Here is a 15,794-nt window from a genome sequence, read left to right as displayed (position 1 = left end):
ACCAATCAGAGTTGGGCCAGGCGTGGCGCGGAACCGCGGGCCCGCAGCCCCGCTCCGGCCTTGCGGGTGAGTTCCCGTGAGCTGCCGAGCAATCCGTCGAGCACCAGGACACGCTTCACATGGTGGTGGAGTTCGTGTTCGGCCGTGAAGCCGATGCCGCCGAGCACCTGCTGGCAGTGCCTGGCCGCGGTCAGCGCCGCCTTGCCCGCCGCGGCCTTGGCCAGCAGCGAAGTCAGATCGACGTTGTCCGCACTGGGCAGGCTCAGCGTCGCCTCTGCGCCCTCGATCGCCACCAGCGCCTCGGCCAACCGGTGCCGGACGGCTTGGAACGAGGAGATCGACTTGCCGAACTGCACCCGGTCCAGCGCATGCTGGCGGGCGAGGGCGAGCATCGCGCGTGCCGACCCCACCAGCCACCAGCCGAGCGCCCGTCGGGCCTCAGATATCCGCAACAGCTGTCCGTCGGGTACCTGGCGCAAGGGCAACCCGCCCAGGGCCGGGTTGCTGCCGTTGGTGCGTTCCCACACCACCCAACCGCCACCGGCATAGGGCATCGGCGGGGTTCCACCGGGCAGGCCGCCAATGGTCTCCAGCAGGACGTCGTTGAGAACCGCGGCATGCGAACCTGTTTCGCCCAGCAGCCGGAAAACCAGGGGCATGGCGACTTCGGGCATGTCTGACAGCATGTCGGCCCAACCCAGTTCGGCCAGGGCCGCATCGAGTTCCGCACCGGATGCCGACAGCATGGTCTTGCGCAGGGTGTCTTCGAGCAGGTGCAGCGATTCGCCGTCCATGCCCGGATCTGTGGAATCCACGCCTCAGTCCTTCCCGAGGTTCAGCAGCCGACGGGCGATGATGTTGCGTTGCACTTCGGAGGTCCCGCCGTAGATGGTGGCTGCCCGTGAGTACAGGAACTCGGTGCGCCACGGGCTGTCTTCGAATTCGACGACGCCGGGAAGCAGATTGCGCGCGGTGTCGTAGAGCAGTTGCTCGGCGCCGGCCAGCAGCACCTTGTCGATCGAGGTGTCCGGTCCCAGCTTGTGACCTTCGGCCAGCCGGTGTGCAGTTGCCGCCGACCGGCAGCGCAGCGTGTGCAGCGCCAGATAGACCTCGCCCAGCTCCGAATCCACCACCTGGCCTTGCCGTTTCACCTCGCTGATCAGCACGTCGAACCGCGAGTACAGGTAGGCGATGCGCTGCCAGAAGCACGTTGAGCGTTCGTAGGGCAGCAGATCCATCGCCAGCTGCCAGCCGTCGCCGGGCTGGCCGAGCATCCGATCGGCATCGATCGCCACGTCGTCGAAGTACACCTCGCAGAATTCATCGACATCGTGCATGGTGCGCAACGGGCGCACGGTGATACCCGGGGTGTCGACGTCGACGAAGAACGCGGTGATGGCCTCATGATTCGGTGTCTCCGCGTCGCCGGTACGGGTGAGGAGAATGCAACGGCGCGAGTACTGGGCGAAGCTGGTCCACACCTTCTGGCCGTTAATGATCCAGTGGTCGCCACGCTGGGTGGCGCGCGTGGTCAGTGACGCCAGGTCGCTGCCCGCCCCCGGCTCGGAAAATCCTTGGCACCACTGCTCTTCACCGCTGAGAAGCTTCGGCACCATCTCTGCGGCCAGTTCGGCCGGCGCGTAGTCGATCATGGTGGGGGCCAGGACCTCGAGCATCGAGTAGGGACCGGGCTCGGCCAACCGGCGGCCCACCACCTCCTCGCCGACGATGGCCCGCAGCATCGCCGGGCCACCGAGTCCACCCGCGTGCTCCGGCCAGCCGTACCGACTCCAGCCGGCGTCATAGAGTGCGCGCTGCACCCGGGCGAACTGACGCATGTGGCCCGACAGCGAATGGTCCTCCGGTGGCGGGGTGAGGTCATTGGCATCGAGCCAGGCCCGCAGTGCGGTGCGAAAGGGCCCCGGTTCGTACAGGTCGGTCATCCGGCTTCCGGCCTGCCGATCGCATGCGGCCGACCGTGGTCGTGGTCACCGCTACGCCGAATGAACGTCATGGCACGAGTTTTCAGCCGCCAACCGGCATCGGTACGCACATAGGTGTCGCGGTAGTAGCCGATACGCATGTCGTGTTTGGAGTGCTCGATGAAGCACAGCGGCTGGGTGCCCTGGGCAGTACCGCGGGTGTCGTCGTCGAACTCGACGACTGCGGTACCGGTCATGAACAGACCTTTGGGGGCGGCATCGACGAGGACGGGAAATCGGTTGAGTGTGTAGGTTTCACCGAACGCGCTGTAGGTTCCGTCGGGGGTGAACACACCCATGAGCGCATCGGTGTCGCCCTGGGTGATGGTTACCGCGTACTTGGCCAGCAGCTGCTGAATTTCGACCAGGTCGTCAGTTCGCGTTGGTGTCGGTGGCGTACTCATTGTGGAAGACCTTACCGCCCTTCATTACAAATTCCACATTCTTTGTAACGCTTATGTCCTGTAGTGGGTCGCCGGGCACCGCGATGATGTCGGCCAGCAACCCCGGGGCCAGGCGTCCGCGATCGGTGACGTTGATCAACTCGGCGGCGGTGACGGTGGCCGCCCGCAGGACTGCCGCGGGCGGCATGCCCCAGTCGACGAGTGTGACCAGTTCATCGGCGTTCTTTCCGTGGGGGATGGCCGGGGCGTCGGTGCCGACGGCGATCTTCACCCCGGCTTCATATGCCGCCTTGATCGACGTGCGGGCCTTGGGGAACATCTCAGCGGCCTTGGCCTGCAACTCCGGTGGTGCTTTCGAGACGTCCATGTACTCGGCCAGCCGACGGGTCGTCACCAGAAACCGGTCATGCTCGACCAGCATCTGGATCGCCTCGTCGTCCATCAGGAAACCATGCTCGATGCAGTCGATCCCGCAGGCCACCGCGTGCTTGACCGCTTCGGCCCCATGCGTGTGCGCGGCGACCCGTAAGCCACGCCGGTGCGCTTCGTCGACGATGGCCCGAAGCTCTTCGTCCGAATAATGCTGCGCGCCCGCCTCACCCGTGAGTGACATGACGCCGCCGGAGACACAGACCTTGATCAGCTGGGCACCGTGCTTGATCTGGTAGCGCACCGCCTTACGGATCTCGTCGACGCCGTTGGCGATGCCCTCCTCGACCGTCAGCTCGAGTGCGCCCGGCATGAACGCGGCGAACATCGTCGGGTCGAGATGACCGCCGGTCGGCGTGATGGCGTGCCCGGCGGGAATGATCCGCGGCCCGTCGATCCACCCGGCGTCGATTGCCTTACCCAACGCCACATCCAGTAGGTAGCCGCCGGTCTTGACGAACAACCCGAGGTTGCGCACGGTGGTGAACCCGGCACGCAGCGTGCGACGGGCGTTGCCTACCGCACGCAGCACCCGGGTCGGCGGATCGTCCTGCACCTGGGACAGGCCGGGGTTCTCGCCCCGACCCCCCATGAGCAGGTTGACTTCCATGTCCATCAGTCCGGGCAGCAGGATCGCGTCGCCCAGGTCGATGACCTCGCCCTCGTCGGCTCCGCCGACATGGCCGCCCTCGTCGGCTCCGCCGACATGGCCGCCCTCGTCGGCTCCGCCGACAGCCACGATCCGATCGCCGTCGATCGTCACGATGCCCGGCCGGATGATCTCGCCTGCGTCGATGTCGACCAGGCCCGCAGCTTTGAGGGTCAGCACGTCTAGACCACCGGCTCCTGGATGATCTCGACCCAGGCTGCGCCGCTGTCGAGCACCCGCGGCTGCTTCCACACCTCGACCGGGAAGGACACCATCACCACCGATTGCATCAGGTGCATCAACCTTCTGGCATCGTCGGGCATGCCGTGCAGCGGAAAGCGGGCGTCGAGATAGACCATCACTTCCTCGAGGCGCGCCATCCCTGCGTCGTAGAGTTCCTGCATCTCCTCCATGCTCGACGCCAACCGCTTGGCGTAGCGCTCCGGCTCGGTGGCCAGGATCCAGTCGCTGAACCGTTCGAGATCGGCGAACTCGGCGGGCAGCAACGCCTCTTTGGTCTCAGACATGCGCGACCTTCCCGTTGGATTCGGCTTTGCTCTCTTTGTATTCGTCAACGTACTTGTGCGCCGTGTGGTGCAGGTGGCGAAGCAGGACTTCCTGATCGCACAGCGGGAATTCGGTGACCGCCCTGGTGCCGATCTGGGTCTGCGTGGCTTCCAGGGTGTTGGCGTCCTGCAGCGCGTATTCCTTGAATGTGACGGCGGCCAGTTCCTGCGACAGGCGCTGACGGGTGTTCTTCGGCGGTACGAAGTACAGGTTGGCTTCGAAGATGTGGGTGTCCACGCCGGTCGGCCAATAGTTGTAGGTGAGGTACCAACCCGGAACCCACAGCAGCAGTGTGAAATTGGGGAAGAACTCGAAGGAGTCCTGACCCCAGGTGGGCTGGCGCGCCGGATTGACCGCAGGCGGGAGCTCGTCGGGCAGGATTCCCTTGATGTCCGGGCGGTCCCACGGGCCGAACAGGCCACTGTGCAGGATGCGCTCGATGGGCTTGACCATGTTCAGGTCTTTGGGCGGGCTCATCCCACCCCACGACGAGATCATCGAGTGGTCGCCCTTGATGTCGTAGTGCAGGGCTTCGAAGCCGATCTTGGCCAGCTTCTCGGCTTCCTCCTTGGTCGCCTGCTTCATGTGCAGGATCGGCGCGTGGTAGAACTCGATGAACGCGTCGATGAACAGCTTCCAGTTCGACTTGATCGACGAGCGGTAGCTGTAGACCTCGGTCATCTCGTGGAAGGGATAGCCCTTCAACCCCTCGGCGAAGTCGCCGAGGTACTCGGCCAGGGGTGCGGCGTCGTCGTCGAAGTTGACGAAGATGAAGCCTTCCCAGACCTCGCAACGCACCGGCTTGAGCGGGTAGTCGGACTTGTCGACGTCGAAGAACTCGTCCTCCTGCTGGATGAAAGTCAGGTCGCCGTTGATTGCGTAGCGCCAGGCGTGGTACTTGCAGGTGAACTGGCGGCAGCTGCCCGAGACTTCCTCGTTGGGGTAGTCGTTCCAGACCAGTTTGTTGCCACGGTGGCGGCACATGTTGTAGAAGGCGCGGACCGTGCCTTCTTTGTCCTTGTTGACGATGATCGACGTGCCAGGACCGACCGACGGCATCTCCCTGGTGAAATAGCTTCCGGTCTTCGGCAGCCGCTCCACCCGCCCGACATGAAGCCAGGTCTTCCGGAAGATGGCCTGTTGCTCCAGTTTCCACTGTTCCGGATCGATCGAGTCGGTGTAATCGACTGGTGCGGTGCCCAGTTCCGGCCAAGACTCGGTCCAGCTGCCGACTGCTGGTTTCGGGAAGTGTCCCACTTGTCTACCTTCTTTCTCCAGGTTTCGAGCCTTCTTCAGGTTCCGTGCCGGCCTCCGGCTGGATACCAAAGGTGTTGTAGGCCATGGCCATCAGGCCGTATCCGCCGACCGTGAAGACCAGGTCCATGCGCTGGCGTTCGTCGAAGTGTCCACTCAGCGCCGCCCAGGTGTCATCAGAGATCCGCGACTGCTCGTCGAGTTCATCGACGGCATTCAGCACCATCTGGTCGACTGTGTTGTCGGCCTCGCCGCGCTGGATGCCTGCGATCTGGTCATCGGTCAGCCCCTCGGCTTTTCCGATGAAGGCGTGGTGTCCCCATTCGTATACACATTTGCGCCGATGCGCGATCCGCAGGATCGCCAGTTCGCGTGTCCGGGGATTCAGCGTCGAGCGGAACAGCAGGTGATTGCTGAACTTCAGAAACGCCTTCGTCAGGGCCGGGTGGCGGGCCAGTGTGGACAACGCGACACCCGCCCCCTCCGGGTTGAGGCGCTCCTGCGGCAGCATCACCGACAGCGCACGCAGCACCTCGTCATCCCACTCGTCGGCGGGTAATGGGGGCAGACGCACCTGCCGTTCTCCTCTCGGCGACTCTCTGAAGCGAGAATCATGTTCTCATTTCCGACTAACAGGTTTCCATCTTTTGTGGCGACGGTCAATGGGACCGGGCCTCGACTCCGTCTGACCTGGGCGATTGCGCCCGTCAATCGGGTCACACATTGATTCTCGTCAGATGAGAAGATAGTTTTCTCGTATAGAGAACCGAGACGATGCGACCGCATCGGTCAGCCCAGTCCAGGCTTCGATGGCTGAAATGGAGAACGGCGATGCACAACGACGACATGATTTTGATCAGTGTGGACGACCACATCATCGAGCCGCCGAACATGTTCAAGAACCACCTTCCGGCGAAGTACCGGGACGAGGCGCCCCGGCTGGTGCACAACCCGGACGGCTCCGACACCTGGCAGTTCCGTGACACCGTGATCCCGAATGTGGCGCTCAATGCCGTCGCGGGCCGGCCCAAAGAGGAGTACGGACTCGAACCGCAGGGCCTCGATGAGATCCGCAAGGGCTGCTATGACCCTGATGAGAGAGTCAAGGACATGAATGCCGGCGGCGTGCTGGCGACCATGAACTTTCCGTCGTTCCCCGGATTCGCGGCGCGGTTGTTCGCCACCGAGGACGCCGAGTTCTCACTGGCCCTGGTGCAGGCGTACAACGACTGGCACATCGATGAGTGGTGCGGATCGAACCCTGGACGGTTCATTCCGATGGCGATACCGGCGATTTGGGATCCGCAACTGGCCGCCGACGAAGTGCGTCGGGTGTCGGCGAAGGGCGTGCATTCGCTGACCTTCACCGAGAATCCGTCGACCCTGGGCTATCCGTCCTTCCACGATCTGGAGTACTGGAAGCCGTTGTGGGAAGCGCTCTGTGACACCGAGACGGTGATGAACGTGCACATCGGATCATCAGGAAAGCTGGCGATCACCGCACCCGATGCGCCGATGGACGTGATGATCACGCTGCAGCCGATGAACATCGTGCAGGCCGCCGCCGATCTGCTGTGGTCCGCGCCGATCAAGGCGTACCCGGAGCTGAAGATCGCCTTGAGCGAGGGCGGCACCGGGTGGATCCCGTACTTCCTGGACCGCGTGGACCGTACCTACGAGATGCACTCGACATGGACCAATCAGGACTTCGGCGGCAAGTTGCCCTCCGAGGTGTTCCGGGAGCATTTCATGACGTGTTTCATCTCAGATCCGATCGGCGTGAAGAACCGTCATGAGATCGGCGTGGACAACATCTGCTGGGAGATGGACTATCCGCACAGCGATTCCATGTGGCCGGGCGCTCCCGAGGAACTCGGCGCGGTGTTCGACACCTACGAGGTGCCCGACGACGAGATCAACAAGATCACCCACGAGAACGCCATGCGGCTCTACCACTTCGAGCCGTTCGCCCACGTTCCGAAAGATCAGGCCACCGTCGGCGCCCTGCGCAAGCAGGCCGAGGGCCATGACGTCGCCATCCGGGCCCTGAGCCACAAGGCCAAGACCGGCGTCAGCTACGCCGACTTCCAGACCAATGCCAAAGCCGTCTCCGGCGCCCAAGACTGACGACAGAACTAGGAGCACACAGTGTCGGGCGGAATGAACTTCGAGCTCACCGAGGACCAGCAGCTGATCCGCAAATCCGTTGCGGAGCTGGCGTCGAAGTTCGATGACCACTACTGGATGACCAAAGACCAGGAGCACGAATTCCCGCAGGAGTTCTACGATGCCATCGCCAAGGGCGGCTGGCTTGGTATGACGATCCCGGAGGAGTACGGCGGCCACGGGCTCGGCATCACCGAGGCCACCATTCTGGCCGAGGAGGTGGCTCGTTCGGGCGGCGCGATGAACGCCGCCAGCGCCATCCACCTGTCCATCTTCGGGATGCAGCCGGTGGTCGTCTACGGGTCCGACGAGATGAAGGCGGCGACCCTGCCCCGCATCGTCAACGGCGATCTGCACGTGTGCTTCGGTGTCACCGAACCCGGTGCAGGCCTGGACACCTCGCGGATCACCACCTTCGCCAAGCGCGACGGAGAGTCTTACGTCGTCAATGGCCGGAAGGTGTGGATCTCCAAGGCATTGGAATCCGAGAAGATCCTGTTGCTCACCCGCACCACGCCGTACGACGAGGTCACCAAGAAGACCGACGGCCTTTCACTGTTTCTGACCGACCTGGACCGCGACCACGTGGATATCCGGCCGATCAAGAAGATGGGCCGCAATGCCGTGTCATCCAACGAGCTCTTCATCGATGAGTTGCGGGTGCCCGTCGAGGATCGGATCGGGGAGGAAGGCAAGGGCTTTCAATACATCCTGCACGGCCTGAACCCTGAGCGGATGCTGATCGCCGCCGAGGCCTTGGGTATCGGCAGGGTTGCCCTGGACCGTGCGGTGAAGTACGCGAACGAACGCTATGTCTTCGACCGACCGATCGGCATGAATCAGGGCATCCAGTTCCCGCTCGCCGATTCGCTGGCACGGCTGGACGCCGCGGAGTTGATCTTGCGTAAGGCCACCTGGCTCTACGACAACGGCAAGCCGTGCGGCAGGGAAGCCAATATGGCCAAATACCTCTGTGCCGACGCCGGTTTCGGCGCGGCGGACCGCGCCCTGCAGACCCACGGTGGCATGGGCTATTCCGAGGAGTACAACATCTCCCGGTTCTTCCGCGAGTCCCGATTGATGAAAATCGCCCCGGTGAGCCAGGAGATGATCCTGAATTTCCTCGGCGCGAATGTTCTCGGCCTGCCCAAGAGCTACTGAGGAGATTTCTGGATCTATGAGGACCTATTTCGACCTTACCGGGCGTTCGGCGCTCGTGACCGGCGCCGGCGCAGGCATCGGGGCGGCGGTGTCCGAGGCGCTGGCCGCCGCGGGCGCGTCGGTGCTCGTCACCGATGTCAGCGGTGACGCCGCGGCCGGCGTCGCCGAACGAATCAACACCGCGGGTGGCAAGGCCGACAGTGCCGCGCTGAATGTCAGCGACCGCGACGCCGCAGTGGCGGCATCGGAGCGCGCCGCCGGGCTAGGTGAGGGCAACCTGCACATCGTGGTCAACAATGCGGGCGTCACCGCACCGGCGATGTTCGCCAAGCAGACCGACGAGACCTTCCGGCTGACGTTCGACATCCACGTCATGGGTACATTCCACGTCACCCAGGCCGCCCTGCCGCACATTCCGACCGACGGCACCGGTCGCGTCATCAACGTCACCTCCTCGGCAGGCATCACCGGAACCCTGGGTCAGGTCAACTACTCAGCGGCCAAGGCCGGCATCATCGGCATGACGAAATCGCTCGCGCGGGAGCTGGCCACCAAGAACATCATGGTCAATGCACTGGCGCCACTGGCCGCGACGCCGATGACCGAAACCATCCGTACCAACGAGAAGTTCGCGGCCAACATGATGAACCGCATTCCGCTCAAGCGCTGGGCCGAAGCCGACGAGGTGGCCGGCGCGTTCGTCTTCCTGGCGTCCGACGCCGCGTCGTACATCACCGGGCAGGTACTGCCGGTCGATGGCGGCATGGTTATGTGACGGGCATGCCGAACGACAGACCCCCTGGTACCGGGCCGCTGACCGGGATCACCATCGTCGCGCTGGAGCAGGCGGTGTCCGCACCGATGTGCACCCGGGTGCTGGCCGACTTCGGGGCACGGGTGATCAAGGTGGAGAACCCCAGGGGCGGCGACTTCGCCCGTGACTACGACGAGGTGGTGAACGGCCTTGCCGCCCATTTCGTCTGGGCCAACCGCGGCAAGGAGTCGATCACGCTCGACCTGAAGTCGGCTGCCGGAATCGACATCCTGCACCGCCTGCTCGAGCGCGCCGATGCGTTGGTGTCCAATCTCGCGCCAGGGGCCACCGCTCGCATGGGATTGTCGCCTGCCGAGTTGGCCGAACGTCATCCGCACCTGATCCCGGTCGAGATCGACGGATACGGCCCGGGCGGGCCGTTGTCGCACAAACGTGCGTACGACCTGCTGATCCAGGCCGAATCAGGAGCGTGCGCCGTCACGGGCTACCCGGATATGCCGGCAAAACCCGGGCCTCCGGTGGCCGACATCTCCACCGGACTCTATGCCGCGCTGTCGATCATGGCGCTGCTGATCGGGCGGGCGCAGCGCCCGGAGGGGACGGCGGCACCGGCGGTCGCGGTCAGTCTGTTCGACACCATGACCGACATCATGGGTTACCCGCTGACCTACACCCAGCACTCCGGTATCGACCAGCAGCCGCTGGGGATGAGCTCACCGGCCGTCGCGCCCTACGGTGCGTTTCCCACCCGGGACGGTCAGACCGTGGTGCTCGGCACCACCAACGACCGGGAGTGGCAGCGGCTGGCCCGCGAGATCATCAATCGACCCGACTTGGCGGACGATCCCCGTTTCGCCACCAACTCCGACCGCTGCGCCGGCCGCGATGTGCTCAACGAGGCGATTGGATCCTGGTGTGTCCGGCATGATCTCGCCGAGATCCAGCAGATCGCCGACGACGCAGGCATCGGTAATTCACGCTACAACCGGCCCAGTGAGGTCGTCGCGCATCAGCACCTCAAAGACCGCGACCGGTGGCGTCGGGTCGCCACCCCGAACGGGGAGATTCCGGCGCTGCTTCCGCCTCCGGTGATCGCCGGGTTCGAGCAGCCGATGGGCGCGGTTCCGGGCCTCGGCCAGCACACCGATGCCATCCTGGGCGATGTGGGTCTCACCGCAACACAGATCGCCACCCTGCGCGAGCAGGGTGCGATCGGCCCGACCTACCCGAAGCCCTAGTCCTCAGATCGGAGCAGTCCCATGCGTGAAACCGTGATCGTCGAAGCCGTACGCACCCCGGTGGGCAGGCGCAACGGCGGCCTGTCGGAGATGCACGCGGCCGACCTGTCCGCCCTGGTGCTCACCGCACTGGTGGAGCGGGCAGGCATCAGCCCCGACATCGTCGACGACGTCATCTGGGGTTGCGTGTCCCAGGTCGGTGATCAGTCCAGCAACATCGGCCGCTATGCGGTACTGGCCGCGGGCTGGCCCGAACACATCCCGGGGACCACGGTCAACCGGGCCTGTGGATCCAGCCAGCAGGCCCTGGATTTCGCCGTCCAGGCCGTCATGTCCGGCCAGCAGGATGTCGTGATCGCCGGCGGGGTGGAGGTGATGAGCCGGGTCCCGCTGGGAGCGGCGCGCTCCACCGGTACGCCTTACGGCCCGAAAGTGCTTGACCGGTACAAGGGTTTCTCGTTCAATCAGGGAATCTCTGCCGAGATGATCGCTCAGAAGTGGGGATTCAGCCGAACCAGGTTGGACGAGTATTCAGTGGCGTCGCACGAGCGAGCGGCGGCCGCCCAGGACAGCGGCGCCTTCGAGACGCAGATGATCACCGTGTTTCCCGGTGACGCCGATCCGGTGGTCGCCGACGAAGGTGTTCGGCGGGGGACCACCGTCGAAAAGCTCGCCGGTCTCAAACCGGCGTTCGCCGAAGACGGCGTGATCCACGCAGGAAACTCCTCGCAGATCTCCGACGGCGCTGCCGCACTCCTGGTGACGACTGCCGAAAACGCGGTGGCGATGGGCCTTTCGCCGATCGTGCGGTACCGGGCAGGCGCGGTGGCCGGTGCCGACCCGGTGCTGATGCTCACCGGCCCCATACCGGCCACCGAGAAAGTGCTGCGCAAGTCCGGTGTCCGTCTCGATGAGGTCGGTGTGTTCGAGGTCAACGAGGCGTTCGCGCCGGTGCCATTGGCCTGGCTGGCCGAAACCGGCGCTGATGAGGCCAAGGTCAATCCGCTCGGTGGTGCGATCGCCCTGGGTCACCCGCTGGGCGGGTCGGGGGCGGTGCTGATGACCAGAATGATCAATCACATGCGCGACAAGGGGATTCGTTACGGGCTGCAGACCATGTGCGAGGGCGGCGGCACCGCCAACGCCACTCTGGTCGAACTGCTCGCCTAGACAAGGACAGGTCATGCTGCGAAATCTGTTCACCGAAGATCATGAGGCATTCCGGGCGCTGGCACGGGATTTCGTCGAGAAGGAGGTCGTGCCGGCCTATCCGGAGTGGGAGAAGGCCGGGCGCATGCCGCGTGATGTCTTCAAGCAGATGGGCGCGCTGGGCATGCTCGGCATGGCGATCCCCGAGGAGTACGGGGGAGCGGGTGTCTCCGACTACCGGTACAACGTGGTGCTACAGGAGGAGGCAGCCAGGGCGCTGGTGACGCTGTCGACCGTGCGTACCCAGCTGGAAGTTATCCTGCCGTACTTCCTGCACTATGCGAACGACGAACAGCGGCGCCGCTGGTTCCCCGGACTGGCCGCGGGCACGCTGCTGACCGCGGTGGCGATGACCGAACCGGGCACCGGATCCGACCTGGCAGGCATGCGGACCACGGCCGTGCGGGATGGTGACGAGTACGTCCTCAACGGGGCCAAGACGTTCATCACGGGCGGCATTCAGGCCGACCTCGTCGTGGTCGTGGCCCGCACGTCGACCGATCCGGAGAACCGTCGCAAAGGCCTCACGCTGTTGGTCGTCGAAGACGGCATGCCGGGCTTCGAGCGCGGTCGCGAATTGGAGAAGATGGGCTGCAAGGTGCAGGACACCGCGGAGCTCTCGTTCACCGATGTCCGGGTTCCCACGGCAAACGTGCTGGGAACCGAAGGCGAAGCCTTCAGCTACCTTGGGCACAACCTGCCGCAGGAACGGTTGACCGTAGCGGTCGGCTCGGTGGCCCAGGCCCGCTCGGCGATCGCCGCGGCGATCGACTACACGAAAGATCGCAAGGCGTTCGGGACGCCGGTGGCCTCATTCCAGAACACCAAGTTCGAGCTTGCGGCGTGTTCAGCAGAGGTCGAGGCCGCGCAGGCAATGCTCGACCGGGCGGTGGCGCTACATGTCGACGGTGAACTCTCGGGAGCGGACGCCGCCCGCGTGAAACTGTTCTGCACCGAGATGCAGGCGCGGGTGATCGACCGTTGTCTGCAGCTTTTCGGCGGTTATGGCTACATGATGGAGTACCCCATTGCGCGGTTGTACACAGACGCTCGCGTGGCCCGGATCTACGCCGGGACCAGCGAGGTCATGAAGGTGATCATCGCCAAGTCCTTGGGTCTGTGACTGCTCGCAGGCAACGTCATCGACCGGTGCTGTGACGATCGTCGGGAAATAATCTCGCTGAGACCCTTGTCACAGGCCTCAAACCTACCTACTGTGTGTTCACTAGGTTGGTTCGACGCAGTTACAGCAAGGAGTTCGGTGACGGTGTCCCCGGGGCCGCGGCCCTATGAATCTCTTCTCGCCAAGGGCGAGGATCGCCGGCAGCGAATCCTCGCAGTGGCCGAGAAACTGCTGGCGCGAAACGGCTGGCGCAACACGTCACTGGCCCAGATCGCCCGCGAGGCCGGGGTCACGCCGGCCGGATTGTTGCACCACTTCGAATCCAAGGAGCAACTGCTCAATGCGGTGCTCGACGCGCGCGACTACGACGACGACGTCCACGCCGACCGGTCGGGAAATCTCGTCGACGAGATCACGAGGGTGGCCGAGCGGTTCGAGCGGGCACCCGAGTTGGTCGGCACCTTCACGGTGCTGCTGGTGGAGAACATTCAGCCCGACGCTCCACTGCACGACCGCCTGCTCAAACGTCAACAGGATGCCCGCGACATCGTCGCCGACATCATTTCGCGCGGCCAGGCCACTGGTCGCTACCGCACCGATTTCGACGCGGCCACCAAGGCCGTGGAGATACTCGCCTTCGTAAACGGAATGGAGACCTCGTGGTTACTCGATCCTTCACTGCCGCTGGTGGACGTGTTCAAGGGGTACGCCGAGATGCTGGCTCGAGAGATCGAGCCACCGGAAGGCCGGTGAGGAGGGAGGACGACATGCGGTATCGACTCGATGTGGTCGCCCCCTGTGTGGTCGATGCGGTCACGTTCGCCGGTGGCTGGCTGGTCGACCGGGTGATGGCCGGCTGGGATGTCACGGTGCTCATCGGAGCGGACGAGGACGTGCGTCCGCTGGAAATCCTCGGGGTGGAGACCATGGACCTGGAATCCGTGCTGGCGGCCTGGGATGACCGGCCGCACCCACAGACCGTGGCCGTTGCCGCTGAGCTGTTCAACAGCGACGAACGAGTGCGTCAAGGTGTCCTTGGTGCGCTGGAACAGGGGCACACCGAGGTGACGCTGTGGGGCGATGAGTGTCCGGGCGACTTGAGCGTCGACCCTGTGCGCCACGAACTATCCGCCGCCGCACGTGCTTTCAAGTCGCAGGCACTGGCCGCGGCCAATCATCCCGAAGCTGTCGTGGTCGGCAACACCGAGACATTCCGCTGCGGCACCATGATCAGCCGCTCGGTGCCGGCAGATCTCATTCCCGCCAGCTGACACACCCCCCGCGTTGACCCCTTTCGCCGAAACGGCATTCCAGCAGGGAAAGTTCGAGTAGCTCCCTGCTGGAATGCCGTTTCGGCGAGATTGGGTGGGCGAGATTGGGTGGGCGAGATCGGGTCAGGAGACGAAGGTGGGCATGGCGGCCCATCCGCGCACCGCAGCGGTCTCCGACGGTACCGCGTTGGACCAGTCGACCTCCCACTCCGGGAAGCGTTTGAGGATTTCCTCCAGCGCGATGCGGCCTTCCAGCCGGGCCAGCGCATTGCCCATGCAGAAATGCGTGCCCGCGCCAAAGGTCATGTGCGCGCGTTGTTCCCGGTGGATGTCGAAAACATCGCCGTCCGGCGGGAACCTGCGGTGGTCGCGGTTGGCCGCGCCCACGAGCATCAGCATTGCCGAACCCTCCGGCACGGTCTGGCCGTAGTATTCGACGTCGCGGGTGACGTAGCGGGCGATCTGCAACGCAGGCGGCTCCCACCGCAGGATCTCTTCGATGGCCTGGGGGATCAGCCCCGGGTTTTCGACCAGGTCCCGGCGCTGATCCGGATACTCGGCCAGCGTCTTACCAGCCCAGCCGATCAGCCGGGTGGTGGTCTCGGAGCCTGCGGTGGCGATGACCGTCAGATACAACAGCAGCTCGTCACGGCGCAGCGTGCGCACCACACCGGTCTCGTCTTCGAACTCGGCGTTCAGTAGGTCGGTCATGATGTCGTCGGACGGGTGTTCGGCGCGCCAGTCGATGAACTCGGCGAAAACCTCACCGGTGGCCAGGGAGTCGACCGTCTGCCCCTGCAGAATCTCCTCGCCGTGGTCGGTGATCTGCCGCTGCCGGTCCTCGGGGATGCCCAGCAGCATGCCGATGACGCGCATCGGCATCTGCTCGCCGAGGTCGTTGACGAAGTCGAACCGGTCCGAGCCGACCAGCGGATCAAGGCAGCGTGCGGTGAACTCGCGGATCTGCGGTTCGAGACCGAGGACCTTGCGTGGTGTGAACATCCGCGAGAGCAGGTTGCGGTGGATGTTGTGAATCGGCGGATCTTCGAAAATCAGAGTCCCCGGCGGGATTTCCATGCCGGACTTGATGATCTCCAGTACGGCTCCGCGCCCCGAGATGAACGTCTCGTGGTCGATCACCGCCTGATTGACGTCGTCGTAACGACTCAGTGCGTAGAAGTCGTGCTGTTCGTTGTAGTAGAGCGGGGCCTCTTCCCTGATCCGGGCGAACACCGAATAGGGATTCATGTTGAGGTCGATGCTGTACGGGTCGTAGTAGAGGCCCGGCTCGGCGGCGGTCGGCGTCGTCATCAGAGCATCACCGCTGCGGCGAACTTGAGCCTGGCGAAGTCGTTTTCGGGCAAGAGAGCCTCCTGAAGGCCTGGTTGTCTGAGCACTTGCTTAGCAGGTAAGTCGACGCACGGTCAAGGTTCCTGCGGCGATAGCCTTGCTGACGGTCGATTGCCACGGCGGGGCAAAAATATAACGTTGTTGCAAATGGCGATTGATGTTGATTAGCATCAGCCCAACGAACAGCGTGGAACGCGAATCGATCGGCTCACCCGG

Annotated in this window: 16 protein-coding genes; 8 read left to right on the top strand and 8 right to left on the bottom strand. The window is 64.3% G+C overall.

Annotation, left to right across the window (positions count from 1 at the left end; genetic code table 11):
- Nucleotides 1-5: 5 nt before the first annotated feature.
- Genes M1247_RS23300 through M1247_RS23270 form a run of 7 tightly spaced genes read right to left on the bottom strand, consistent with a single transcriptional unit; the run spans nt 6 to nt 5,859 of the window.
- The gene (locus tag M1247_RS23300) at nt 6-794 is read right to left on the bottom strand and encodes an acyl-CoA dehydrogenase family protein (protein ID WP_317158868.1); all 789 of its coding nucleotides are present in this window, start codon (nt 792-794) and stop codon (nt 6-8) included.
- A 24-nt stretch (nt 795-818) separates the two neighbouring features.
- Nucleotides 819-1,943 carry an acyl-CoA dehydrogenase family protein gene (locus M1247_RS23295; RefSeq protein WP_317158756.1) on the bottom strand — a complete coding sequence of 375 codons (1,125 nt, stop codon included), beginning with the start codon at nt 1,941-1,943 and terminating at the stop codon, nt 819-821.
- Nucleotides 1,940-2,386, bottom strand: a complete 447-nt coding sequence (locus M1247_RS23290; RefSeq protein WP_317158755.1) for a nuclear transport factor 2 family protein — start codon at nt 2,384-2,386, stop codon at nt 1,940-1,942. The genes M1247_RS23295 and M1247_RS23290 overlap by 4 nt, the downstream gene beginning before the upstream one ends.
- On the bottom strand, nt 2,355-3,644 hold the full coding sequence (locus M1247_RS23285; RefSeq protein WP_317158754.1) for a metal-dependent hydrolase family protein: 1,290 nt from the start codon (nt 3,642-3,644) through the stop codon (nt 2,355-2,357). The genes M1247_RS23290 and M1247_RS23285 overlap by 32 nt, the downstream gene beginning before the upstream one ends.
- Nucleotides 3,645-3,646: 2 nt before the next feature.
- Nucleotides 3,647-3,991 (bottom strand): hypothetical protein, encoded by a 345-nt coding sequence (locus M1247_RS23280; protein WP_317158753.1) that lies wholly within the window; start codon nt 3,989-3,991, stop codon nt 3,647-3,649.
- Entirely contained in the window at nt 3,984-5,288 is a 1,305-nt protein-coding gene (locus tag M1247_RS23275; RefSeq protein ID WP_317158752.1) for an aromatic ring-hydroxylating oxygenase subunit alpha, read from the bottom strand. Before M1247_RS23275 ends, M1247_RS23280 begins: the two co-directional genes overlap by 8 nt.
- A 4-nt stretch (nt 5,289-5,292) precedes the next feature.
- Nucleotides 5,293-5,859, bottom strand: coding sequence for a carboxymuconolactone decarboxylase family protein (locus M1247_RS23270; RefSeq protein WP_317158751.1), 567 nt, complete (start codon nt 5,857-5,859; stop codon nt 5,293-5,295).
- 257 nt (nt 5,860-6,116) lie between these two features.
- Here M1247_RS23270 and M1247_RS23265 point away from each other — a divergent pair, with 257 nt between their 5' ends.
- The 8 genes from M1247_RS23265 to M1247_RS23230 all read left to right on the top strand — a co-directional run bounded on the left by M1247_RS23265 (nt 6,117) and on the right by M1247_RS23230 (nt 14,228).
- Nucleotides 6,117-7,412: an amidohydrolase family protein gene (locus M1247_RS23265; RefSeq protein WP_317158750.1), complete on the top strand. Its 1,296-nt coding sequence runs from the start codon at nt 6,117-6,119 to the stop codon at nt 7,410-7,412.
- Between the two features lie 33 nt (nt 7,413-7,445).
- Nucleotides 7,446-8,612 (top strand): acyl-CoA dehydrogenase family protein, encoded by a 1,167-nt coding sequence (locus M1247_RS23260; RefSeq protein ID WP_317158867.1) that lies wholly within the window; start codon nt 7,446-7,448, stop codon nt 8,610-8,612.
- A 16-nt stretch (nt 8,613-8,628) separates the two neighbouring features.
- Entirely contained in the window at nt 8,629-9,387 is a 759-nt protein-coding gene (locus tag M1247_RS23255) for an SDR family NAD(P)-dependent oxidoreductase (RefSeq protein WP_317158749.1), read from the top strand.
- 5 nt (nt 9,388-9,392) lie between these two features.
- The gene (locus tag M1247_RS23250) at nt 9,393-10,625 is read left to right on the top strand and encodes a CaiB/BaiF CoA transferase family protein (protein ID WP_317158748.1); all 1,233 of its coding nucleotides are present in this window, start codon (nt 9,393-9,395) and stop codon (nt 10,623-10,625) included.
- Between the two features lie 21 nt (nt 10,626-10,646).
- Nucleotides 10,647-11,795 carry a thiolase family protein gene (locus tag M1247_RS23245; protein WP_317158747.1) on the top strand — a complete coding sequence of 383 codons (1,149 nt, stop codon included), beginning with the start codon at nt 10,647-10,649 and terminating at the stop codon, nt 11,793-11,795.
- A 13-nt stretch (nt 11,796-11,808) separates the two neighbouring features.
- Nucleotides 11,809-12,957, top strand: coding sequence for an acyl-CoA dehydrogenase family protein (locus M1247_RS23240; protein WP_317158746.1), 1,149 nt, complete (start codon nt 11,809-11,811; stop codon nt 12,955-12,957).
- 138 nt (nt 12,958-13,095) lie between these two features.
- Entirely contained in the window at nt 13,096-13,710 is a 615-nt protein-coding gene (locus M1247_RS23235; RefSeq protein ID WP_317158745.1) for a TetR/AcrR family transcriptional regulator, read from the top strand.
- 14 nt (nt 13,711-13,724) lie between these two features.
- Nucleotides 13,725-14,228 (top strand): hypothetical protein, encoded by a 504-nt coding sequence (locus tag M1247_RS23230; protein ID WP_317158744.1) that lies wholly within the window; start codon nt 13,725-13,727, stop codon nt 14,226-14,228.
- 123 nt (nt 14,229-14,351) lie between these two features.
- Here the strand turns inward: M1247_RS23230 and M1247_RS23225 are convergent, their stop codons facing one another.
- Nucleotides 14,352-15,539 (bottom strand): cytochrome P450, encoded by a 1,188-nt coding sequence (locus M1247_RS23225; protein WP_317158743.1) that lies wholly within the window; start codon nt 15,537-15,539, stop codon nt 14,352-14,354.
- Between the last annotated feature and the right edge of the window lie 255 nt (nt 15,540-15,794).

It is taken from the genome of Mycobacterium appelbergii (assembly GCF_032883035.1).
In the GTDB taxonomy this organism is placed as follows: domain Bacteria; phylum Actinomycetota; class Actinomycetes; order Mycobacteriales; family Mycobacteriaceae; genus Mycobacterium; species Mycobacterium appelbergii.
Note: the sequence above shows the minus strand (reverse complement) of the source record. Positions and strands in the feature narration are given on the sequence as shown.